The sequence below is a fragment of the Bacillus sp. FSL K6-0069 genome (genome assembly GCF_038007785.1).
Taxonomy (GTDB): domain Bacteria; phylum Bacillota; class Bacilli; order Bacillales; family Bacillaceae_G; genus Bacillus_A; species Bacillus_A mobilis.
Genome location: NZ_JBBOXN010000001.1, coordinates 1,313,284 through 1,335,837 on the forward strand (window position 1 = coordinate 1,313,284; position 22,554 = coordinate 1,335,837).

At 35.9% G+C, this 22,554-nt stretch carries 22 protein-coding genes and 1 riboswitch; of the genes, 13 read left to right on the forward strand and 9 right to left on the reverse strand.

The window, feature by feature from the left end; translation table 11 throughout:
* The first annotated feature begins 119 nt into the window (after positions 1-119).
* From MHB74_RS06765 to MHB74_RS06780, 4 genes are all read left to right on the forward strand, one after another.
* Positions 120-2,312: an MMPL family transporter gene (locus MHB74_RS06765; RefSeq protein WP_061678832.1), complete on the forward strand. Its 2,193-nt coding sequence runs from the start codon at positions 120-122 to the stop codon at positions 2,310-2,312.
* A gap of 101 nt (positions 2,313-2,413) precedes the next feature.
* The gene (locus tag MHB74_RS06770) at positions 2,414-2,830 is read left to right on the forward strand and encodes a hypothetical protein (protein ID WP_061678834.1); all 417 of its coding nucleotides are present in this window, start codon (positions 2,414-2,416) and stop codon (positions 2,828-2,830) included.
* Between the two features lie 98 nt (positions 2,831-2,928).
* Complete coding sequence (locus MHB74_RS06775; protein ID WP_061678835.1) at positions 2,929-3,852, forward strand: RluA family pseudouridine synthase; 924 nt, start codon at positions 2,929-2,931, stop codon at positions 3,850-3,852.
* 91 nt (positions 3,853-3,943) lie between these two features.
* Positions 3,944-4,549 carry a DUF1648 domain-containing protein gene (locus tag MHB74_RS06780; RefSeq protein WP_061678837.1) on the forward strand — a complete coding sequence of 202 codons (606 nt, stop codon included), beginning with the start codon at positions 3,944-3,946 and terminating at the stop codon, positions 4,547-4,549.
* A gap of 40 nt (positions 4,550-4,589) precedes the next feature.
* Here MHB74_RS06780 and MHB74_RS06785 read toward each other — a convergent pair whose 3' ends face one another.
* From MHB74_RS06785 to MHB74_RS06800, 4 genes are all read right to left on the reverse strand, one after another.
* Positions 4,590-5,417, reverse strand: coding sequence for a CAP domain-containing protein (locus MHB74_RS06785; RefSeq protein ID WP_061678839.1), 828 nt, complete (start codon positions 5,415-5,417; stop codon positions 4,590-4,592).
* A gap of 465 nt (positions 5,418-5,882) precedes the next feature.
* Positions 5,883-7,211, reverse strand: coding sequence for a (Fe-S)-binding protein (locus tag MHB74_RS06790; protein ID WP_061678841.1), 1,329 nt, complete (start codon positions 7,209-7,211; stop codon positions 5,883-5,885).
* Complete coding sequence (gene glcD, locus MHB74_RS06795) at positions 7,208-8,620, reverse strand: glycolate oxidase subunit GlcD (protein ID WP_061678843.1); 1,413 nt, start codon at positions 8,618-8,620, stop codon at positions 7,208-7,210. The genes MHB74_RS06790 and glcD overlap by 4 nt, the downstream gene beginning before the upstream one ends.
* A 117-nt stretch (positions 8,621-8,737) precedes the next feature.
* Entirely contained in the window at positions 8,738-9,853 is a 1,116-nt protein-coding gene (locus MHB74_RS06800; protein WP_061678844.1) for a CdaR family transcriptional regulator, read from the reverse strand.
* A gap of 136 nt (positions 9,854-9,989) precedes the next feature.
* Between MHB74_RS06800 and MHB74_RS06805 the strand changes: the two genes are divergently transcribed.
* The 9 genes from MHB74_RS06805 (at position 9,990) to MHB74_RS06845 (ending at position 18,129) form a co-directional block, all read left to right on the forward strand.
* Positions 9,990-10,964 carry a YncE family protein gene (locus MHB74_RS06805; RefSeq protein ID WP_061678845.1) on the forward strand — a complete coding sequence of 325 codons (975 nt, stop codon included), beginning with the start codon at positions 9,990-9,992 and terminating at the stop codon, positions 10,962-10,964.
* Positions 10,957-11,628, forward strand: a complete 672-nt coding sequence (locus MHB74_RS06810) for a response regulator transcription factor (protein ID WP_061678846.1) — start codon at positions 10,957-10,959, stop codon at positions 11,626-11,628. Before MHB74_RS06805 ends, MHB74_RS06810 begins: the two co-directional genes overlap by 8 nt.
* A 3-nt stretch (positions 11,629-11,631) precedes the next feature.
* On the forward strand, positions 11,632-13,032 hold the full coding sequence (locus tag MHB74_RS06815; RefSeq protein ID WP_061678847.1) for a sensor histidine kinase: 1,401 nt from the start codon (positions 11,632-11,634) through the stop codon (positions 13,030-13,032).
* 210 nt (positions 13,033-13,242) lie between these two features.
* Positions 13,243-13,932 carry a FadR/GntR family transcriptional regulator gene (locus MHB74_RS06820; protein WP_257144608.1) on the forward strand — a complete coding sequence of 230 codons (690 nt, stop codon included), beginning with the start codon at positions 13,243-13,245 and terminating at the stop codon, positions 13,930-13,932.
* A 168-nt stretch (positions 13,933-14,100) separates the two neighbouring features.
* A complete protein-coding gene (locus MHB74_RS06825; RefSeq protein ID WP_061678849.1) occupies positions 14,101-14,820 on the forward strand; it encodes a (Fe-S)-binding protein in 720 nt (239 codons plus the stop codon).
* Between the two features lie 16 nt (positions 14,821-14,836).
* Positions 14,837-16,258 (forward strand): LutB/LldF family L-lactate oxidation iron-sulfur protein, encoded by a 1,422-nt coding sequence (locus tag MHB74_RS06830; protein WP_000061923.1) that lies wholly within the window; start codon positions 14,837-14,839, stop codon positions 16,256-16,258.
* A complete protein-coding gene (locus MHB74_RS06835) occupies positions 16,258-16,968 on the forward strand; it encodes a LutC/YkgG family protein (RefSeq protein WP_000147206.1) in 711 nt (236 codons plus the stop codon). The genes MHB74_RS06830 and MHB74_RS06835 overlap by 1 nt, the downstream gene beginning before the upstream one ends.
* 112 nt (positions 16,969-17,080) lie before the next feature.
* Positions 17,081-17,803, forward strand: a complete 723-nt coding sequence (locus MHB74_RS06840; RefSeq protein ID WP_061678850.1) for a prepilin peptidase — start codon at positions 17,081-17,083, stop codon at positions 17,801-17,803.
* A gap of 14 nt (positions 17,804-17,817) precedes the next feature.
* Positions 17,818-18,129 carry a cyclic-phosphate processing receiver domain-containing protein gene (locus MHB74_RS06845; protein WP_061678851.1) on the forward strand — a complete coding sequence of 104 codons (312 nt, stop codon included), beginning with the start codon at positions 17,818-17,820 and terminating at the stop codon, positions 18,127-18,129.
* A gap of 27 nt (positions 18,130-18,156) precedes the next feature.
* Here MHB74_RS06845 and MHB74_RS06850 read toward each other — a convergent pair whose 3' ends face one another.
* The 5 genes from MHB74_RS06850 to MHB74_RS06870 all read right to left on the reverse strand — a co-directional run bounded on the left by MHB74_RS06850 (position 18,157) and on the right by MHB74_RS06870 (position 22,510).
* Positions 18,157-19,008 (reverse strand): formate/nitrite transporter family protein, encoded by an 852-nt coding sequence (locus MHB74_RS06850; protein WP_061678852.1) that lies wholly within the window; start codon positions 19,006-19,008, stop codon positions 18,157-18,159.
* Positions 19,009-19,210: 202 nt separating this feature from the next.
* Positions 19,211-20,005, reverse strand: coding sequence for a TerC family protein (locus MHB74_RS06855; protein ID WP_061678853.1), 795 nt, complete (start codon positions 20,003-20,005; stop codon positions 19,211-19,213).
* 90 nt (positions 20,006-20,095) lie between these two features.
* A riboswitch (yybP-ykoY riboswitch) is annotated at positions 20,096-20,261 on the reverse strand.
* 38 nt (positions 20,262-20,299) lie between these two features.
* On the reverse strand, positions 20,300-21,619 hold the full coding sequence (locus MHB74_RS06860) for a TrkH family potassium uptake protein (RefSeq protein WP_061678854.1): 1,320 nt from the start codon (positions 21,617-21,619) through the stop codon (positions 20,300-20,302).
* A gap of 114 nt (positions 21,620-21,733) precedes the next feature.
* Complete coding sequence (locus MHB74_RS06865) at positions 21,734-21,919, reverse strand: alpha/beta-type small acid-soluble spore protein (protein ID WP_000241212.1); 186 nt, start codon at positions 21,917-21,919, stop codon at positions 21,734-21,736.
* A 147-nt stretch (positions 21,920-22,066) separates the two neighbouring features.
* The gene (locus MHB74_RS06870; protein ID WP_001067916.1) at positions 22,067-22,510 is read right to left on the reverse strand and encodes a MaoC family dehydratase; all 444 of its coding nucleotides are present in this window, start codon (positions 22,508-22,510) and stop codon (positions 22,067-22,069) included.
* Positions 22,511-22,554: the final 44 nt, after the last annotated feature.

The following is a 22,554-nucleotide window of genomic DNA, read 5'->3' on the forward strand; positions in this document are numbered from 1 at the left end:
AGCGGGATAAAAAACGTCTAGAAAAACTATCATTATAGTGTTTCTAGACGTTTTTTGTTTGTCCGAAGATGTGATACAGTATAAATGACAATTGAATTATTTAAAGTAGGTGAAAATGTGTGAAGACAAATGTACATAAAGTAGATAAGTGGGGGAAGTTAGGAGCTTTTTTGTATCAGTTTCGTTATACAGTAATTGTAGCATTACTATTGCTTGCGATCGCACTTGGTATTTTTGCTCCAAAGCTACCAGGAGTATTAGGTGGTGACGGTTTCCAAACAGAAGGGGACTATCAAAAAACGAAAGAAATTTTAGATAAAGATTTTAAGCGGTCTCAAGATACACTTTTACTCGTTTTTGAAAAAAATATAGGTGTTTCACATGAAGAATTTCAAAAGCAAGTAGAGGGAGTTGTAAAAAATATACAAGAGAAAGAGACTTATGAATCTTTCCATCACCCAGTGCAAAATAAAGAAATGTTACAAGATGATATCGGTTATGCGACAATTTTATTTTCCGGGAAAACAAATAAGGAACGAATGGAAAAGACATTACAATTTGCTGATAAAATCGAAAAGGAAAGTAATGCAGCGTTAAAAGTAACGCCTACAGGGTTTCCAAAAATTAATAAAGAGATTAATGAAAGAACGCAAAATGATTTAAAAGTAGCAGAAATGATTGGGTTACCGATTGCATTTCTCGTATTACTATTTTCATTTGGTAGCCTTTTGGCATCTATTTTACCAATTGTAAATGGGGCACTTAGTGTTATTAGTACGATGGGCATATTATACTTTATAGGTGTCGATAAGGAACTATCTATCTTTGTGTTAAATGTTGCACCGATGATTGGACTTGCGCTATCTATTGATTTTGCGCTATTATTTGTAAATCGTTTTCGAGAGGAAGTTGCAAAGCGAACGGTAAAAGAAGCGATAGCAATTACATATCAGACAGCAGGGCGTGCAATTGTATTTTCAGGATTATGTGTATTTGTTGGATTATCCGGTTTGTTTTTCTTTAAGATTGATTATATTCAGTCTGTCGCAATTAGCGGAATGATTGTTGTGATTATGAGTATTTTATTTTCACTCACACTTCTTCCGGCGCTATTATCATTAATTGGGAAACGAATATTAAAAAAGAATCAAGTAGCACATACACCGGCAAAGGCGTGGCGTAAATTTGCACAATTTGTAATGAAACATCCAATTGCGATGATTATTGTCGTTACAACATTTATTGTTATTTGCTTATTACCATTACGGACAGCTAATTTGCAGTTCCCTGACGTGGAAGCTCTACCTAAACAAAGCGATACAAGAATTGCATATGAGAAGTATGAAGAAGCATTTAATAAAACGGCAAAAACACATGCTGATGTTACGTTAGTGGTAGAGACGAAAAAAGATATAAAAGAAAAAGAAAGTTTACAAAAGGTTGAAGAAGTCGTTCAAAAGTTAAAAGATGATAAGAAAGTGCATGAAGTAAGAAGTTTATATGACGGGTTAACAGGTATGAAAGCAGATCAAGTTACTGGAATGTTAGCGTCGCCAGAAGCAGCGAAACTAGCTCCTGTATTTGAAGCATATACAAAAGGGAATAAGACGACGATAGAAGTCTTTCTAAAAACGAAACCACGTACTGAAACTGCTAAACAGTGGGTTCGTGATTTTAAACAAAATTATAAAGAAACAGATGTTACGTATTATTTAGGTGGGATGACGACGTTCCAACAAGAGTTAGAAGATGAAATTAAAGATAAAGTTGCAATTGGTATGTCTGTTATATTTGGATCGACCTTTGTTATATTATTATTTGCATTCAGATCTATACTCATTCCGATTAAGGCAATTATTATGAATATACTTAGTTTAAGTGCAACAATCGGAATTGTTGTTTGGTTATTTGAAGGTGGGCATTTTGGTTTAGAAGCGAGTCCGGTTCTATTTGTCTTACCAATCTTCATTTTCGGTCTCGTATTTGGGCTTAGCATGGATTATGAAGTCTTTCTTATTTCACGTATTCATGAATTGTATGAAGAAACAGGAGATAATGATCAAGCAACGTTAGAAGGACTTGTGTCAACAAGTAGGATCATTACATCAGCTGCGTTAATTATGATTGTTGTAACTGGTGCGTTCGCCTTTACTGATATTCTACCAGTAAGGCAAATGGGGCTTGGCGTTGCATTAGCGATATTCCTTGATGCAACAATTATTCGTCTTATGCTCGTACCAAGTTTAATGAAATTGTTTGGAGACTGGAACTGGTGGTTACCATTTCGAAAGAAAAGAGAAAAATCATCGTAAAAAATACTCATCTATAAGATGAGTATTTTTTTATGAATAGCAAGGCCTACATTTTGCAAATAGTATGTGATAAGAAGATTACATATAAGTAGGTGAAGGCAATGTTTCGTTATTTTAAGTTTAAGCTAAATGATACAGTACAGTTTGCAGAAAACGATGGGCATATGTATCGCATTGTCGGTTATCGATTAGAAAAAGGATTTTATCCAAAAGATGAATGGACTCATATTATTTATGAATTACTGAGAGATTTTGATGGATATACGATGGATGCGGAAGAGGAGGAACTTGTAAAGGTCATTCAAGTAGAGGATGAGTATTACAAAATACAAGAGGTATCGGGCTATCGTTATCCAGTAAAAATGAAGCAAAAACAACACGTGATGAAAGTAGAAAAGATGGATGATTTATTAGATACGTATAATGATTATAAAAGATTGGCGGATTTCTTTAAAGATTTATCGTATGAGCAAAAAGCGGAAGAAGTATTGCAGGAAATGAAAAGGCGTAGAGCGTGAGGGGCAGTCTACTATAAGACTGTCCTCTATTTTTGACGGTGCATCAAAATGTATTTTCCGTTACAATGAGAGAATCAATAGAAATAAGGTGATACAGTATGGAAACGAAGAAAAAGGGCGAATGGTGCGAAATTACTGTTCCAGCGAAATGGAACGGCATAAGTATTGATTCGTTATTAAAAATAGAATGGGAAATACCGAAAAAGTTGTTACATCAGCTTCGTATGGAAAAAGGTGTTACCGTTAACGGGGAACAAAGAAGATGGAATGAGCTTTTAAAAGAAGGCGATAAGTTGCAAGTTCATATGTTTGTGGAGGAAGAATACGATGTAGAGCCTGAATATGGTGAATTACATGTAGTATATGAAGACGATCACGTACTCATCGTAAATAAGCCTGAGAAGATGGATACACATCCTGCTGAAAAAGGTGGAACGGGAACACTTGCAAACCTTGTTGCCTTTCATTTTCAAATGCAAGGTTTAGAGACGAAGGTTCGTCATATTCATCGGTTAGATAAAGATACGACAGGCGGTGTCGTGTTTGCTAAACATAGAATTGCTGGTGCAATTATGGATCGTTTATTAATGGAACGAAAAATTAAAAGAACATATGCGGCGCTTGTGGAAGGAAAAGTAAAAGGTAAGCAAGGAACCATTGACGCAGCGATTGGAAGAGATCGTCATCATGCGACGAGACGACGTGTTTCTCCAAAAGGAGATCAAGCAATCACATATTATGAAATAGAGAAGTATTTTAAAAAACAAAATGTTACGCTCGTAACGTTACAATTAGAAACTGGTAGAACTCATCAGATTCGTGTTCATATGAGCTATCATGGTAATCCATTAGTTGGAGATGTATTATATGGCGGACAAACGAAACATATGGCAGGGCAAGCATTACATGCGATGAAGATTCATTTCTTACATCCAATTACGAAAGAAGAGATCGAAGTGGATGTACCATTTCCTGCAAAATTAAATAATACAATGAAAGAATTTCAAAGAATGAATGCGTAAAGTGTAGGGTTAAGTTTGAGAAAAGTAGATTTTTGCAGGAATTTCTCTAAAAGAAGCGAAGCCGTTAAGAGAAAAGAGAGGTGAGAATCACTTGATCAAATATAAATATATATTAGGAATATTTTTCGCTTGTCTTTTAGTTACTCTATGCCTCTATCCATATTTACCGAATCTTATGGCAATACATTGGAATGAAAATGGTGAGCCGAACGAGTTTATGAGTAAACAAGTTGTTATAGCATTTATTCCTTGTCTTATTATTTTTTTACATGGCTTCGTGTATATTATTTCACATAATATATATAAATTTAATGAAGGTGAGCATGTCATTATAAGTGGATTTCTAAAGACGATTACTTTATTTATGGTGTTTATCCATATGCTCATTCTCTTTATTAATTTTGGAAGTAGGATAGCCTTTCAGACAGGACTAACGATTGGAATTAGTATGTTTCTTTTTATGCTTAGTAAAGGCTTTAAAACAGTTAAGAGTACGAAAAAAGACCCAATTAAATTACAAAAAATTCGTTTAGTGAGTAGGCGGATTTTTCAAGTGATGGCATGTAGTATATTGTTTTCACTGTTTTTGGACTTGAAGTGGGGATTTTACGTGTTACTTAGTGTAATAAGCTGTGGCTCTATTTTGTTTATGTTTTACATAATGTACTCATACATAATAGAAAGTTATGAAACGTAAAAAAGAGTCTTCTCATTATGAGAAGACTCTTTTAATCTATTTACTTCGTAATAAATTGTTGTGTCCAGTAGTTGCCGCTTTCTACATAGCCAACACCGATGTGAGTGAAGCTGTTATTTAAGATGTTTGCACGGTGTCCAGCACTGTTCATCCAAGCTTGTACTACTTCTTCAGGTGTACGTTGGCCTTGAGCGATGTTTTCACCTGCAGATTTATAAGAAATACCAAATTTCTTCATCATGTCAAACGGAGATCCGTAAGTAGGGCTGTTATGATCAAAGTAGTTGTTTTTTTGCATATCTTCAGATTTAATACGTGCTACTTTGCTTAATTCAGTGTCGATTTTTAAAGCTGATAAACCTTGTTTTGCACGCTCAGCGTTTGTTAATTCAACAACACGTTGTTCGAACTCGCTTAAAGATTTTGCTTCTTCAGCAGGCTTTTGCTCAGCTGGTTTTTGTTCAGCCGGTTTTTGAGTATTGTTGTTTTCAGCCGGTTTTTGAGCTTCTGGTTTTTGAACTTCTTCAGCAGGCTTTTGCTCAACTGGTTTTTGCTCAGCAGGCTTTTGAGTTTCTGGCTTAGCTGTTGGTTGCTCAGTTACAACATTTTCAGTAGGTTGTTGACCAGGAATATAGCAATTTGGTTGGAAGTTTCCTTGTTGCCATTGTGCTAATGATTCTACGCCCATAGATTGTAAGAATGCTTGTAATTCTTGTTGGCTCATTTGCTTCATCATTACTTTTGAATGCTGAATATTTTGAACCTTTATGTTAGATGGTTGTACTGTTGCAGCTTGTGCATCTAGAGAAGATACTCCTAATGTAAGAGCTGTTGCAGCAGCTACAGATAATAAAACACGCTTTTTCATGATGTGTGTCCCCCTATGTAAAGTTTTAATTTGTTTTCACACGATTTGTTTTTGACAGCCTGTCTGACTGACAAATTCATCGTAGCATAGATTTTGCGAGAAAAAAGATGGAAAAAAATTCATAGGCTTTAAAATTACCTAATTTATCCTAAGAAGGGAAAAGAGAAAAAATAAGAGAAACATAGAGTATAAAAGGAATTTTCAGCATTTTTATACTATGTTATAGGAGGGAATTTTTGGATAGATTTACCTAAATAGAAAATGAAGAATCCTATTGTATCAATGGTTTGAGAGGTTTTTTGAGGAATATACTGGATTGTTTTTTACAAAACTGTAATGTTTCTGTTGTTCTTTTTTATAATAAAGTAACATATTTTTAATGTTGTAGCAGACAAAAAAGCGGCTATCTCTTTACGTAGACGAAGGAGATAGCCGTTTTCTTATTATTACGTATGTTACGAGTTATTACGAGTTGGTTTCAATTGCTTCTAATAATAAATCTACAATGTGAATTCCTCTCATTTTATGAGAAAGGCCTTCTCGCTCAATGCCTAATTTCATTTGTAATAAACAACCTGGGTTTGCAGTAACAATGGTTGCTGCTTCTGTTTCATGTACACGGTCCATTTTGTAATCTAGAAATTCCATTGATAACTCTGAATGAACAATATTGTAAATACCAGCAGAACCACAGCAGCGATCCGCATCTTTCATTTCACGGTAAGTTGCGCCTTGAATTGCTTCTAGTAACATGCGAGGTTCTGAAGATGTTCGCATAACATTGCGTAAATGACAAGAGTCTTGATACGTAATAATTTGCGGTGTGAGTCGTAAGTCATTCCGTTTATGGAAATCCAGTTCTACTAGAATAGCAGTAATATCTTTAATTTTAGAAACAAACTGCTTCGCACGTTCAGCCCACTGTGGATCGTCTTTTAAAAGATAATCGTAGTCTACGAGATAAGCTCCGCAACCACCAGCATTCGTAATGATATAGTCGATGTTTAAATCTTCGAAGGCTTTTATATTGCGTTTCGCTAATTCTTTTGCTCCACTTTTCTCACCAGCATGTCCATGTAATGCCCCACAGCAACTTTGTGTTTTCGGAATAACGATATCACAACCAGCTAACTGAAGTAGTTTCATCGTTGCATTATTTGTTTCTAAAAACATCGTATCCATTAAACAACCTGTGAAGAATGCAACTTGTTTCTTCTTTGTACTTTCAGCAGGTAAAAATGCAGGACGATCTTTCATTTCTTTCATTTTTGGGACTTTTGGTAAAACGAGATCCATCGTTGCAAGTGTTTCAGGGAATAACTTCATAATTCCTGTTTTATGTGTTAGCGTTTGTAAACCGGAACGTTGGTAAAATCCGATTAATCCTGTTAATGTTCTCATTCGATTTTGATGCGGGAATAGTCCTTCAAAAACGACTTTACGAACAGCTTTCACTGGCACGGAGAACTTTTTATTTTGATTTATAATATCACGAGTTTCTTCTAATAAATGTCCATAGTTCACACCTGATGGACAAACAGGTTCACAAGCGCGGCAGCCAAGACAAACATTTAATGTGTTTTCAACATCTTCATCTGGCTCAATTAAACCGTCAACGACCGCTTTCATTAATGCGATACGTCCACGTGGTGAATGTGATTCTTTATATCCAGATTGAATATAAGTAGGACAAGTTGGTAAGCAGAAACCGCATCGCATACAGTTTAGTAGTTCATCTTCACTTAATCGTTCTTTAAATTCCTTTTGAATGTTTTCTTTATTTAATGTTGTCATCGCTCAACCACCACTCTTTTACGAGTGTCCTTCGCGAACATCTTTCCTGGATTCATAATGTTATTTGGATCGAAGGCTTGTTTAATCCCTTGCATAGCAGCAATACCTTCTTTACCTAATTTCATTTCTAAATACGGAGCTTTCATCGCACCAACACCATGTTCACCAGTAATCGTGCCGCCAAGTTCAATTGCTTTTGCAAATATTTCAGCAAATGCTTGTTCAGCCCGGTGCATTTCTTCTTCATTACGAGCATCTGTCATACAAGTTGGATGTAAGTTACCATCACCAGCATGCCCAAATGTACAAATAGGAATATTATATTTTTTTGCAATGGCATTAATCGCTTCAACCATTGGAGCGATTTGTGAACGTGGTACCGTTGCATCTTCCAGTATTGTAGTAGGCTTTAATCTTGCCAGTGCTGATAGTGCACTACGGCGAGCTGTCCGAAGCGCATCTGCTTCTGCTTCATCTTTTGCAACGCGAACATCAACTGCATTCATAGAGCGACAAACGTTAGCCATTTTTTCAATATCTCGATTGACAACTTCAGGCGGACCATCTTGCTCAATTAATAAAATTGCTTTTACGTCAGTTGGTAAACCGATTTGAGCAAACTCTTCAACTACTTCAATTGTTGGTTGGTCTAAAAACTCGAGTGTTGCTGGAATGATTTTATTTGCAATAATAGAAGAAACAGCACGTGCAGCTTCATTAATATCTTCATAGAGCGCAAGCATCGTCTTCTTCGTTTCAGGCATCGGAACAAGTTTTAATATCGCTTCTGTTACGACACCAAGTGTTCCTTCAGAACCGATAAATAATCGAGTTAAATCGTAACCAGCTACATCTTTTGCTAATTTACCGCCAGTACGAATAATATCGCCATTCGGTAAGACAAGTTCAAGACCCATCACATAATCACGTGTTACGCCATATTTTAATCCGCGTAAGCCACCTGAGTTTTCATTAATGTTACCGCCAATTGTAGAAATTTTCATCGAGCTTGGATCTGGTGGATAAAATAAACCTTTTTCTTCTACCGCTTTAATAATATCAAGCGTAATCACACCAGCTTGTACTGTGATTGTTAAATTCTCTTCATCAATTTCTAAAATGTTATTCATATGACGGAAGATAAGGACGATACCGCCTGCAAGTGGACATGTTCCTGCGCAAAGGTTTGTTCCAGAGCCACGAACATATACAGGAATGTTGTGAGTGTTACATACTTTTAACACTTCTGCTACTTCATTTGTATTACGAGGAGCAATGACAGCATCAGGCATTGCTTGGAAGTTTGGAGTGGCATCATAACTATACGTTAAACGCCCCATATTGGATGTATCTACATTATCTTCGCCAACAATGGATACGAATGAATGAATAATTTGCTTTTCTAACATTGGAAATCCCCCTCAAACTGTTAACGTATTTAGTCATTATAAAAAACGTTGTCACAGTGCTTTCATTATAATGATAAAAAAGTTGGGGGATTCTTTCTATGTATAATCATCTAAAGATCACTCTATTTTATCGTTCTTTTTTGTATGATTATCTAATAAGAGGAGCGAGAAGTATAGAATATGTAAGTCTTTGAATTGTTTCGGATCAAGTCCTGTATGCTCCTCGACCTTTTTAAGTCTGTAATGCAATGTGTTAATGTGTATATGTAATTGTTCAGCTGTTTGTTTATAGGATTGGTTATAATCGATAAATAAGCGTAAAGTGTGCATAAGCTCAGGAGATGATAGTAAGTTTTCAATCGTGCGCCTTAGAAACTGTTCCCGCGTTTCTGCAGAAATATCTTGTAAGCACATTTCTAAACGTAAATCTTCATTAAATACAATTTGTTTCGTTTCAAGTGATACGGAAAGAGCTTGCAATGCTTGTTCGTACGATAAGTTCATATTGCTTGGCGTAACGGACTGTCCAATCCCGATATATAAAGGAATAGAAAACGAATTTTCACAGTCTTGTTTTAATCGTGTTAAAAATTGATACGTTTGTTCTTTGGAGCTCGTGGCTGTAAATAAAATGAATCGATCATTTCCCCAGCGAACAAATAGATGCTCCTTTGTTAATAGATTGCGTACGTGTTGCCAAATTTTACGCTGAAGCATCGTGTCATTTTGATCGATAGAGAACAAAATAAGTTGTTTCTTCTTATATAAATCAATACCAAGTGTTTTTGCGCGATCGAGAAAGCCTGGAGACCAGTCTGTATTTTGAAGCCAATCAAAGACAAACGCTTCATAAGAACGGTGTTCAAGTTCTAGTTGTTCTAAAAAGTAGTTTTCATGAATGAGTAGTTCGGTCATTTTACGTAATATTTCTCCGTATTGTGAAATGTTTTCAGGTTCGCCTGTAATTCCAATGACACCAATTACTTCGTCATGGAATAGTAAGGGGAGGTTCATACCCGCCTTTACACCTTGCAAACGTCGTTCATCTTCTTTTGTAATAATGACAGTTTTCTTTTGTTTTGCACATCGGAGTGCGCCTTCATGAAACTGACCGATTCTTTCTACATCTGTACTTGCGATAATAACGCCTTCTATATTAATGATAATAATATTTTCTTTAATTAGTCTGCGTACTTCTCGTACAATTTTATTCGCTAAATCAGGAAAAAGCATAATTTGCACACCTCAAATTCTATTTGTTGTACATTATATATGTAAATGAAGTAAGAAAGGAAAATTTCACACTTTCCACACATTTATTTGTTATTTTACAATTATAACGAAATCATCCGAAGATGGAGGGAATCTTTTGAGAAAGTATGTTTTTCTTCTCTGTTTTTTATTTCTATTAGTAGGGTGTCAAGGAAGTACATATACACCGATTGCTAAAGATAAAAGTGTTATGATAACAACGAATATAAAAGAAGGTAGTATCAGTTTTGTTGATAAACAAACTAAAAAGTTAATTACGACATGGGAACTTAATGAACCAATGGCAGGAGTTGCACTACTTCCAAACGGCGAGGATATACTTGTATATGGCAAGCAGTTAGAGTACATGTATGTATATTCACTAGCAGAGGGACGGCAAGTGGACAAGTATAAAACTGGAAAAGGCATTGTAAATGTGATTGTATCCGAAGATAAAAAGCAATTATTTGCTGCCGATCAAACTGCCCAAAAGGTAAGGTTCTTTACGATAAAAGGGAAAGAGACAGGGAGTGTATCAACAGGAAAAGGACCGATAACGATGGTAGAGTACCATAACCAGTTATCTGTATTAAACTTTTATGATACGAAGCTAACGACAATTGATACAAAGAAAAAAGAAGTGATACAATCCTTTATGATTCCCCCAGCATCAACAGGAGCGACAATTAGCCCAGATGGGAAAGAAATATGGATTGGGGGACATGGTGATGGAAATCAAGTCAATGAAAAAGTATTAGTATATTCATTGCAGAGCGGAGAAATGGTACGTTCTTTACATGCTCCGTTTATGCCTGTGAATATAACGAAGGATAATAAGTATGTATATGCATTAAGTCACGGTTCGAATACGCTTAGACAGTTTGATGTTAGCACGTATAAAGAGGTAGCCTCTGTAGAAATAGGGTCGAACCCATTTGCATTTTTGAAGAGCGGAGCAGAAGGATACGTAGCAAGCTATGATAGTGATGAAGTGTGTGTCATAGATATGAAGAATTTGAAAATAAAACAAACAATTAAAGTCGGAAAAGGGCCGTTTCAACTCATAGAGAGGGAAGGGAAGAACAATGAGTAAATATAGGGTGCTAGTTGTAGATGATGAAAGTGATATGAGGCAGCTCGTTGGAATGTATTTAGATAATTTCGGATACGAGTGGGGAGAAGCTGAAAATGGAAAAGAGGCGCTAAAAAAATTAGAGACGGATCATTATGATTTCGTTGTATTAGATATTATGATGCCAGAGATGGATGGACTTTCAGTTTGTAAAGAAATTAGAAAAACATCAGATGTACCAATTATATTTTTAACAGCAAAAGGTGAAGAGTGGAATAGGGTGAACGGCTTACGTATGGGAGCAGATGATTATATTGTAAAGCCATTTAGTCCTGGAGAACTAATTGCTCGTATGGAAGCTGTGCTAAGACGTTATACAAAGCAAGAGCAACAAGAGGAGATTCAGTTTGGACCAATCCTTATTAATGAAAAAAGTAGGAAGATTGAGGCAGGTGGTGAGCCGATTTCTCTTACAGTAAAAGAGTTTGATTTACTCTATTTTCTTTGCCAACATACAGGACAAGTATTTAGCCGGGAACAATTGCTGGAAAAGGTATGGGGATATGATTATGCCGGAAGTACAAGAACAGTAGATACGCACGTGAAAACGATGCGTTTGAAGCTTGGAGAAAGTGGAAACTACATTCAAACTGTTTGGGGTGTAGGCTATAAATTTGAGGTGTAACGTATGTTTACGATGGTACAGAAGCTTTGGCTGACAGTAGTATGTGCAGTATTTGTAACAGTTTCCTTTCTTTATTTTGTATCTTTATACTCGTATGAAAAACTATACGTTGATAATTTAAAAGATTCATTAGTAATGGAAGGGAAGGGTCTTGCTGCCCAATATGATAAGCGTGAAGGAATAGGAACTTTTGAAGAGAAAGTACGAGCATTTGATCAAATATCTAGTTCAGACGTTCTTTTCGTATCAAACCCACGTGATTTAAGCGCATGTTTACCTTTTGATGTGCATCATCATTCTCTTATAAGTGAAGGGGACAGGCAAACATTATTAGATGGAAAAACGGTGACAAAGATAGGGTATGAGGAACATTTTGACCGTAATATTATGGGGGTTGTCATCCCTGTTTTAGAAAATAAAAAGTTAGTTGGCATTGTATATTCTTATATTCCTTTAAAGAGTATAAAAGACTTAATATATGATATGGGCCTTATTTTAGCGCCATTAGCACTTGCTATGACTTTACTAACAATATGGATTGGTAGAAAAATTATTATCGCTATTACGAGACCGCTTTCGCAAATGGAACGAGTGGCAAATCATTTAGCTACGGGAGATTTCTCAGAACGAATTACAATTTCTTCCGAAGATGAAATTGGACGATTAGGAAAAGCATTTAATAAAATGGCAAATTCTTTAGAGACAGAAGACGTAAAGCGTAAGGAATTTTTAGCTAACGTTTCGCATGAACTAAGAACACCGCTTAGTTATATAAAAGGATATAGCGAGGCTATTTTAGATGGTGTAGCGAAGGGACCACAGCAGGAAAAAGTAACACAGCTCATTCATAAAGAAGCAGATCGAATGCAGCGCCTCGTTCATGATTTATTAGATTTAGCACAATTAGAAGGTGAACATTTTCCGTTAAAGAAACAACCTATCGTTTTTTCACAACTCATTGAAGATGTGTTAGATACGTATGAGATTAAGTTTATAGAAAAGAAAATTCGTATTTCAACAAATTTAAATCCAGAAATCATTGTAATGATTGATGAGGATCGTATGCAACAAGTTCTTCATAACGTGTTAGATAATGCGATACGGTATACAAATCCAAACGGGGATATTATGATAACGCTCATGCAGATAGATGATTACTGTGAATTGAACATAAAAGATACAGGAATCGGTATTGAAACAGAGCATTTAGAAAATCTTGGCGAACGTTTTTACCGCGTTGATAAAGCGAGAAGTCGTCAACATGGTGGAACAGGTTTAGGCCTTGCTATTGTCAGACAAATTGTTCATATACATGATGGACAGTGGCGAATTGAAAGTGAAAAAGGGAATGGAACGATGGTTAGTATTAAATTGAAAATACAACTTGAAGAAAGCATGTTCTAACGTGAAGGACATGCTTTTCTTCATGAATACATATAAATTAATATCAAATAAATATTAAAAATTTGACGATTTTATGAACAAAACATTTGTACTTCTTACCAATTCGTTCTAAAATAGTTATGATGCAAAGTTCTTATAAATCGTTTCAATTGTTGTTTGGAAGATACTGAGGTGATTTAACTGGAGTACAAATCTATTAAACCGAAAAAAATTTACGAAGAAGTATCTGAAGCTATTTTAACAATGATTAAAAATGGTACGTTAAAACCTGGTGACAAACTACTTCCTGTACATCAATTAGCTGAGCAGTTTCAAGTTGGTAGATCTGCTGTTCGTGAAGCGTTAAGTGCGCTAAGAGCAATGGGCTTAATTGAGATGAAACAAGGAGAAGGTACATATGTGAAGAATTTCGATTCTTCTTCATTAACAAAATCATTAAACAATAAACTATTAATGAAGAAAGAAGATATTTTGAACTTATTAGAAGTACGAAAGGTGCTTGAAGTGGGGGCAGTTCGAGCAGCTGCGGCAAAGCGTACGGAAGCTAATTTGCAAAATATGAAGCATTGGTTAGATGAAATGGCAAAGAACATTGGAGATGAAAAAGCTGGCGAAAAAGCAGATTTTCAGTTCCATATGGGAATTGCGGAGTCTTCGCATAACAACATTTTGCTTGAACTCATGAATCACGTTTCAGAGATGATTGCTGAAACAATTGGTGAATCAAGACGCATTATTTTATATGGTGAACAAACAACATCAGAACGACTTATAGAAGAGCATCAAGTTATATATGATGCAGTGTTAAAGCAAGATATAGAATTAGCGCAGCAAGCAATGCTAGATCATTTAACAAATGTAGAACATATTGTCACAGGTAAAAACGATATAAATTCGTAATTTAATCTTTTAAAAATCAAATTTTTTGATAAAATAGAGAGAGATTAAGTAAGCGTTTTCTTTAGAAGAGGGAGAGGATAGGCCATGGTTGAGCCTATTTCTTCTTTTCTTAGTCATCTGATGACCATATGTTTGTTGGTGGAGTTGTAAAAAGGGGGAGTAATAATTATGAAAGTTACTTTATTTGTTACTTGTTTAGTCGATATGTTTGAAACAAACGTCGGCAAAGCAACAGTTGAAGTGTTGGAGCGTTTAGGTTGTGAAATTGAATTTCCAGAAGCACAAGTTTGTTGTGGGCAGCCTGCTTATAATAGTGGCCATGTAGAAGCAGCAAAAGAAGCGATGAAACATATGATTGAAACTTTCGAAGATGCAGAATATATCGTTACACCATCTGGTTCTTGTGCGACAATGTTTCATGAGTATCCGCATGTTTTTAAAGATGATCCGAAGTGGGCTAAACGTGCACAAAAGGTTGCTGATAAAACATATGAATTGACACAATTTATTGTAGATGTTTTAAAAGTTACAGATGTTGGTGCAAGCTTACCAGGGATCGCTACTATTCATAAATCTTGTCATATGACACGCCTGCTTGGAGTAAAAGAGGCGCCAGGAATTTTATTATCAAACGTCAAAGGATTAACTGTGAGAGAACTGCCAAACGAGCAAAATTGTTGTGGGTTTGGGGGAACGTTTTCAGTGAAGATGACTCCAATTTCTGAGCAAATGGTAGATGAAAAGGTAGATAGTGCAATGGAAACAGGTGCTGATTATTTAATCGGTGCAGATTGTGGGTGTTTGTTAAACATTGGCGGACGTATTGAGCGTTTAGGAAAAGAAATAAAAGTAATGCATATTGCTGAGGTACTGAATAGTCGCTCATGAAGGGGGAACATAAGCTATGTCTATGAAAATCAGTGAGAAAAAATTTAATGATCGCGTTGGCGATGGAATTCAAGATTCGTTTATGCGCGGAGCAGTATCTTCTGCACAAACGCGCTTATATACGAATCGCTTAAAAGCAGCGGACGAATTAGGAAATTGGGAAGAGTGGCGTGAACTAGGTGAACAAATTCGCCAACATACGTTAGAAAATCTTGATTATTACTTAATGCAGTTAAGTGAAAATGTATCAAAAAGAGGCGGACATGTGTACTTTGCGAAAACGAAAGAGGAAGCAGCAAAGTATATTCAAGACGTTGCAAAAAAGAAACAAGCGAAGAAAGTTGTAAAATCAAAATCAATGGTAACTGAAGAAATTAGTATGAATCATGCCCTTGAAGAGATTGGCTGTGAAGTGTTAGAAAGTGACTTAGGAGAGTATATCTTGCAAGTAGATAACGATCCACCTTCACATATTATTGCGCCTGCACTTCATAAAAATAGAGCTCAAATTCGTGATGTATTTAAAGAAAAACTTGGCTATGAAAATTCTGATGATCCATACGAAATGACAAAGTTTGTTCGTAAACAACTTCGTGAGAAATTTATGGATGCAGAAATTGGTGTGACAGGTTGTAACTTCGCTGTTGCAAATACGGGATCTCTTTGTTTAGTAACGAACGAAGGTAATGCCGATCTTGTTATGTCGATTCCGAAAACTCAAATTGCAGTAATGGGTATGGAACGTATGGTTCCGACAATGGAAGAATTAGATGTTTTAGTTGGTTTACTATGTCGTAGTGCAGTAGGGCAAAAATTAACAAGTTATGTAACTGTAGCGGGACCAATTCAAGAAGAGGAAGTAGATGGACCTGAAGAATTCCACTTAGTTGTTGTTGATAATGGCCGATCTCAAATTCTTGGATCGGAATTCCGATCAGTATTGCAATGTATTCGTTGTGCTGCTTGTGTTAACGTATGTCCTGTATATCGTCACGTTGGTGGACATTCATATGGCTCTATATATTCAGGACCAATCGGTGCAGTATTAACTCCACTTTTAGGCGGATATGACGATTACAAAGAGCTTCCTTATGCATCTAGTTTATGCGGAGCATGTACAGAAGCTTGTCCAGTAAAAATACCATTGCATGATTTATTATTAAAACATCGTCAAGTAATTGTTGAGCAAGAAGGACGTGCTCCACTTGCAGAAAAATTAGCAATGAAAATGTTTAGTATGGGTGCTTCGTCAGCAGCTTTATATAAAATGGGATCAAAAATGGCACCAGCAGCAATGAGTCCATTTACATCTGGTAACCGTGTATCAAAAGGTGTTGGGCCACTTAAAAACTGGACAGATATTCGTGAATTCCCGGCTCCAAGTAAAGAACGATTCCGTGATTGGTATAAAGATCATAAGAAAGGCGGGGACAAATAATGACAGGATTAATTCAAAACCGTGAGTCCTTTCTAGATAATATTGCAAAAGAACTTGGACGTGAGCGGAAAACGGAAGGTGTAAAGCGTCCAGCGTGGAAAAGTAATGTGAATGTAGAAACGCTAAAAGATTATTCACAAGAAGAATTGTTAGAAGTATTTAAAAATCAATGTACAAACATTCATACAACTGTAGTGGAAACGACAAACGACCGTTTACGTGAAGATATTCAAAAAGTAATCGTGGAAAACGGCGGGGGACCTATTATGTTATCGGCAGATGAACGTTTTGATTCTTATGGATTGACTTCTTTATTTAAAGAAGAGCTTCCAAAGCAAAATGTTGAAGTGAATGTATGGGATCCTGAGAAAAAAGAAGAGAATATGCGTATCGCAGAAAGAGCGAATATTGGAATCGCATTTAGTGATTATACTTTAGCTGAATCTGGTACGATTGTTGTACAAAGTCATAAAGGTCAAGGTCGTTCTTTACACTTTTTACCGACTGTTTACTTTGCTATTATTCCACGTGAAACACTTGTGCCTCGTATTACACAAGCAGTTCAGGATATGAACACACGTGTAGAAAATGGTGAGACGGTGGCATCTTGTATTAACTTTATTACAGGGCCTAGTAACTCGGCAGATATTGAAATGAATCTTGTTGTCGGCGTACATGGACCATTAAAAGCAGTATATTTCATCGTATAAAAGAGGGGAAAGCAGGCCAGAAAATGGCCTGCTTTTTTAATAGAATAGAGATAATATGAAGTAGAATTTCTCTCCTTTTTTTGCTATGTTCTTCTGGAAAGGAGAGGAAGGGATGTTCACTTATTTATATGCATTGTTAGTGGGGATGGTGTTTGGTTCTTTTTTTATGGTAATTGCGATGAGAGTTCCACTAGGTGAGTCTATCATTACCCCGCGTTCACATTGTCATTATTGTAAGTATGTGCTAAAGCCAAAAGAATTGATCCCAATCATTTCATTTTGTATACAGAGGGGACGTTGTACGAATTGTAAGAGGAAGATTTCAATTTTGTACGTAGTATTTGAACTTGTAACCGGAATGATATTTCTTCTTACTGTATATATGATTGGGATGGAACGAGAGCTTATCATCATTTTATCGCTATTTTCATTACTTCTTATTATTTCAGTTACAGATTACATATATATGTTAATCCCAAATCGTATTTTAGCTTGGTTTGCCTGTTTACTCATTTTAGAATGTCTTTTTGTACCGTTAGTAACTTGGACAGATAGTATAGTTGGTAGTGGCGTTATATTCATTTTGTTATATTGCATGCAAAAGATATATCCAGAAGGACTTGGTGGAGGGGATATAAAATTACTTTCGCTACTTGGGTTTATAGTGGGACTGAAAGGGATTTTTATGATTTTATTTTTAGCATCTTGTTTTAGTCTTTGTTTCTTTGGAGTTGGTATAGTATTAAAACGTATGAAAATGAGGAGCCAAATTCCGTTTGGTCCTTTTATTAGCCTTGGGGCAATATGTTACATGTTAGTCACGTATACAAAATAGAGAGGGGATAGAACATGAATGTATATATGGATGATCAAAGAAGTTGTCCGTACGGGTATGTACCCGCCACTACAGTAGAATGTGCTTTGCAAATGGTTCGGGATTATGAGGTGAATATTCTTTCCCTTGATTTTAACATGGGTTGGGGAGAAAGAAATGGATTAGATTTTGTAGAGGCATTTTGTAAAGAGGGTTTATATGTAAATGAAATGCACCTTCATACGAATGATGTCATCGGTATGGACAAGATGAAACAGAGGATTAATAAGGGAAAGGAAGAAGGGGAAATTAATCCTCACCTTGTTGTTAAATATGTGGGGAGCTAAAAACTCCAAAGTAAAACTTTGGAGTTTTTAATGTTTCATATGAGCTTGCAACGGAATGATCTCTTCTTGTTGAGCTGCTACTAATTCAGTTTCTTCTTGTTTTACGTCAGGTGCTTTCTTTGTTAAGTAATGATAAACCATACCGACAAATACAGACCCGCCAATAATGTTACCGATTGTAACTGGAATTAAGTTATGGATAGCACCTGCAAAAGAAATTGTCTCCGGATGCGGTGAAACTAAAGATAAAGCAAACAGTGATAAGTTTGCAATGCTATGCTCGTAACCAGATAAGAAGAATGTGAAAACGAGTAGCATCATCATCATAATTTTTGCTGTATCACCTTTCACCTGAGAAGGTAAGAAACACGCAAGACATACAAGCCAGTTACATAAAATTGCTTTAAAGAATAATTGCATTGTAGGTGTATTCATTTTTCCTTCTACTACTTTATTCATGAAATGACCGTGATCAATTGCTTCGAAAATTCCAGTTGCATAAAATAGTAAGGCAAAGAATAAAGCTCCAGCTAAATTCCCTGCATAACAAGCGACCCAGTTACGAAGTGTATCAGAAATCGTTGTTTCTTTTCTTAAAGTTGCTACTGTGAAGTACATTGTGTTTCCAGTAAATAATTCAGCGCCGCCATATATAATTAGTACGAGGGCAATTCCGAAAAACATAGAAGCAGCTAAATAAGTTGCTGGTGAATCAGCAATGTGAAAAAAGTTACCTAATTTAAAACATAGTACAATAATAAAACCGATATAAATACCAGCAAGTGCAGCACGAATGAAATATTGCATCGGGTTTGTATCTAGCATTTGTTTTTTGCTCTTAGCCAGTTTGACAACATAATCTAATCCTTGTTCTAGCATGAGTAATACGCTCCTTTAGTACATCATCTATAAATACTCCTTATATGAATAAAGTACATGGATTCGGTCGCAGTTTCAATAAGTTTGTGCAATGTTTCACAAAAAGGACATACATACGTTAAGAAAACGTTTACAAAAGGTAGTATAATAGAAATTTTTCTGGACATGGAAGGGGAGAAGGGAAAAAGAAAAAGCGCTGTAATTACAGCGCTTTTTCGTCTAAATTCTTTTCTACTTTTACTTCTACCTCTTTTGAGAAGAACCAACCGCCAACTGCGATTCCAACTAATACAATCCAGAATGTAAGCTTCCATGGCGTAGATTCTGGGAATGAATGCGGAATTACATTTAATGCAGGGTGTGCTAATGTATAGACTGCTAGTTTCACACCAACCCAACCTACAATTAAGAATGCAGCAGTTTCAAGTCCTGGCTTACGTTTTAAGATTTGTACGAAAGCAGTTGCTGCAAATCGCATAATGATTAATCCGATAAGTCCACCTACAAAGATAACAACGAATTGCCCAGTATCAAGACTACCAATTGTACCTAATCCTGTTTTTGGTAAAGTCATTGCTAATGCAACAGCAGCTAAAATTGAATCAACTGCGAAGGCGATATCAGCAACCTCAACTTTAAATACAGTCCACCAAAAGTTCTCTTGTTTTTTCTTTGCTTCTTTTTCTTCTGATTCTTCATCCGTATTCTTTTTAACATACGTTTTAAATAAGTGATTACCAGCGATAAACATAAGGTAAATGGCACCGATTGCTTGCACTTGCCATACGTCAACTAGGAACGAAATCATAAATAATGATCCGAAACGGAAAACAAATGCCCCCGCTAATCCGTAAAATAGTGCTTTCTTTCGTTTTTCTTCTGGTAAATGTTTTACCATAATTGCAAGAACAAGAGCGTTATCAGCTGCTAAAATCCCCTCTAGTGCAATTAGGATGAGTAATACCCAACCATACTCCAATAATAATGATACATCCATGTACATTCTCCTCTCATTTCTATAAGTACTAAATAAGTGAAGAATTTCCCCACTATTTAGTTTCCCCATACTCCTGCCTATTAACTTTGGAAGAATTTGGTAATGAATACAAAAAAGACCTCTGCCGTTAATAGGCAAAGGTCTTGCTAGACATATGTAATGAAAATGCCAACAAAGCCGGAAGAACTAAGTTCTACGTAATGACGACTTTGTTTCCAAGAAATATTCTTGGACGCTACTCCCCTTTGGAGATATGCTATTGTACTCTCATTATATGGATAATTTATACGGTTGTCAACCTGTTAAAATATCTTCATTCGGATATTTTATTTTTCGGTTCTTTTTACGTGCAAATGAAAAAGCCAATGTTAAAGGTCCCATCTTCCCGAAAAACATCATAAAGATGATAATAGCTTTTCCGATCATAGTTAAGTGTGGTGTGAAATTCATACTAAGACCGACAGTCCCAAATGCTGAAAATACTTCGAAAGCACTCATCAATAGAGGAACTCGCTCAGTAATACTTAAAATTAAAATAGCAAAAAAGATAAATGAAATAGAAATAATAGTGATGGTCAATGATTTGACAATGAGAGTATCTTTAATAGATTTTTTAAACACGACAATATCATCTTGTTCTTGTAAAAATTTAAATACCCCAAAAAACATGATTAAAAAGGTTGTTAACTTAATTCCACCACCGGTTGAAGCACTACCAGCGCCAATAAACATAAGGAGCATCATTAATAGTAGGGAAGGCTTTGATAATGCAGAAATATCAACTGTATTAAACCCGGCGGTACGCGTTGAAACCGCCTGGAAATAAGCGGCCATTCCTTCTTCAAATGGGGTAAATCCTCTCATAGAAAGAGAATTGTGGAACTCGAATATGAAAATAAAAATAGTCGCAATAATATTGACGATTAGAGTAGAAGAGAGCATAAGTTTTGAGTGTAATGTAAGGTTTTTAAAATTTTTCTTTCTTTTTATATCTATAATTACTGTAAAACCAATCCCCCCTAAAATAATGAGGGAAGAAATAACGAGATTGACAAGAATGCTATGAGAATGGGACATTAAATTATCGCTCCACACAGAAAAACCAGCATTGTTAAAAGCAGAGATTGAATGAAAAAAGCTATAATAGATCCCTTTAGCAATACCGTATTTTGGTACCCATTCAAAAGAAAGAATCAAAGTAGCGATACATTCGACTGTAAAAGAGAATAAAAATAATGCTTTGGCAAGACGAATGACGCCACCAATGTTCGTTTGATTTAACGCTTGTTGCAATAAAATTCGATTTTGAAGACCAATTTTTCTGCCGAGCATAATCGCAATTAAAACGGCAAAGCTCATAATGCCAAGTCCGCCCACTTGTATAAGTGTTAAAATGACACATTGGCCAAATAAGGTAAATACTTTCCCTGTATCCACAACACCAAGCCCTGTAACCGTACAAGCAGAAACTGTTGTAAATAAAGCATCGAGCCATGAAATAGACGTTGTTGTAGCAATTGGTAGCTTTAATAAGCATGTACCGATAATGGATAACATAATAAAAGACAAAGTAAGAACACGGGGAGGACTCATGCGAATGTTAATCCGTTTCATGTCACGTATCGTTCCTTTCAGTTTACTCTTACTAGTATGTGAAAAAACACGATTATGTATGTTAACAATAGAAAGAGGCAGAGAATATCTGCCTCTAAGCCATATGTTATAGTATTATCCACGTAATTGTTGTTGAGCTAAAGCAACAAGTCGTTTCGTTACTTCACCGCCAACTGAACCGTTAGAACGAGATGCTGTATTAGAACCTAAGCTAACACCAAATTCTTGTGCAATTTCATATTTAAATTGTTCAAGCGCTTGTTCTGCACCTGGAACTAGTAATTTGTTTGTTTTTACCATGTTGATACACATCCTTATGAGTAGTCCAGTTCAGCTAAGTACTTATCTGAACTGGTAACGTTATTTTATGTGGAAACGACGTACTCATACGCGGAAGTAATCGGTGTGATTAGAAGTTATTGGATAGAAAAAAGAGTAGCAAATTTGCTACTCTTTTTTCAGTATTGTCGCTGTACCTTCCACGACAATATCATCTGATTGATTATATATGTTTGTTTGCAACGTAATGATTTTTTTATCGTCACGTTTTTTGATGACTTCTGCCACAACGCGAAGTGTATCGCCAATTTTGACAGGAGCACGGAATGAAACGTTTTGAGATAAATAAATCGTGTTTTTGCCAGGGAGTTTCGTTCCAAGAATCGTCGAAATGAAACTGGAAACGAGCATGCCATGAGCAATACGTTCTTTAAACATTGTCGTTTTTGCAAAAGAATCTAAAATATGAATAGGATTCACATCTCCAGTTAATTTTGCAAAATTGATAACGTCCTCATCCGTAATCGTTTTTGTAAGGGATGCTTGATCACCGACTTGAATCTCATCATAACGAAGCTCCGGAACAGTTTGTGCTTCTTGAAATGGATTCATTTGGGCCTCCTTCTTTTCCATATCGAAAAATGCCAGCCATCTTG